This is a genomic window from Streptomyces sp. NPDC005393 (genome assembly GCF_040606675.1).
GTDB lineage: Bacteria > Actinomycetota > Actinomycetes > Streptomycetales > Streptomycetaceae > Streptomyces.
Window position 1 is genome coordinate 1 of record NZ_JBEXFG010000145.1, and the last position, 1262, is coordinate 1262.

At 64.6% G+C, this 1262-nt stretch carries 1 protein-coding gene; it reads left to right on the top strand.

Going from position 1 to position 1262, the window contains the following annotated elements:
- Positions 1 to 1262: amino acid adenylation domain-containing protein (locus ABZS71_RS35650; protein WP_356217033.1), on the top strand; the 1262-nt coding region annotated here is incomplete at both ends.

Genomic DNA, 1262 nt, shown 5'->3' on the forward strand with positions numbered 1-1262 from the left:
TGGAACGACACGGTGGTTGATGTGGGTGAGGTGTCGGTTGCGGGGTTGTTCGAGGCGCAGGTGGCGCGGACTCCGGGTGCTGTTGCGGTGGTGGGTGATGGGGTTGAGGTGTCGTATGCGGAGCTGGATGCGCGTGCGAATCGTTTGGCGCGGTATTTGAGGGCTCGGGGTGTGGGTGCTGAGTCTGTGGTGGGTGTGTGTGTGGAGCGTGGTGTGGGGTTTGTGGTGGCTTTGCTGGCGGTGTCGAAGGCGGGTGGTGCGTATCTGCCGGTTGATCCGGGTTATCCGGTGGAGCGTGTGGGGTTCGTGCTTGCTGATGCGGGTGCGGTGTGTGTGGTGACTCAGGTGTCGTGTGAGGGGGTTGTGCCTGCGGGTGTGGTGCGGGTGGTGGTGGATGAGGTGTCGGTTGCGGGTGAGGTTGCGGCGCTGGATGGGTCTGTGCCTGGTGTGGGGGTGGTGTCGGGTCAGGCGGCGTATGTGATTTATACGTCTGGTTCGACGGGTGTGCCCAAGGGTGTGGTGGTGTCGCATGCGGGTGTGGGGTCGTTGGTTGCGGCTCAGGTGGAGCGGTTCGCGGTGGATGGTGCGAGTCGGGTGCTGCAGTTCGCGTCGGTTGGTTTTGATGCGGCGACGGCTGAGGTGTTGGTGGCGTTGTCGGTGGGTGCGTGTGTGGTGGTGGCGCCTGCGGGTGAGTTGTTGCCTGGTGGGGGTTTGGTGGAGTTGGTGGCGCGTCATGGGGTGACGCATGTGACGTTGCCTCCGGCGGTTTTGAGTGTGCTGGGTGGGGGTGATCTGCCGTCGGTGTCGACGTTGGTGTCGGCGGGTGAGGTGCTGGCTGGTGAGTTGGTGGGGAAGTGGGCGCCGGGTCGTCGGTTGGTGAATGCGTATGGGCCGACGGAGACGACGGTGTGCGCGACGATGTCGGGTCCGTTGGTGGTGGGTGATCGTCCGGTGATTGGTGGGCCGGTGGTCAATGCGCGGGTGTTCGTGCTGGATGGCGGGTTGTGTCCGGTGCCGGTGGGTGTGGTGGGTGAGTTGTATGTGGCTGGTGTGGGTCTGGCGCGTGGGTATGCGGGGCGTGCGGGTCTGACGGCGGAGCGGTTTGTTGCTTCTCCGTTCCCGTTGTCCGGTGTGTCTGGTGTTGGTGGGCGGATGTATCGGACGGGTGACCGTGTGCGGTGGACCGCTGAGGGTGAGCTGGTGTATGTGGGGCGTGCGGATGACCAGGTGAAGGTGCGTGGTTTCCGTATCGAGCCGGGTGA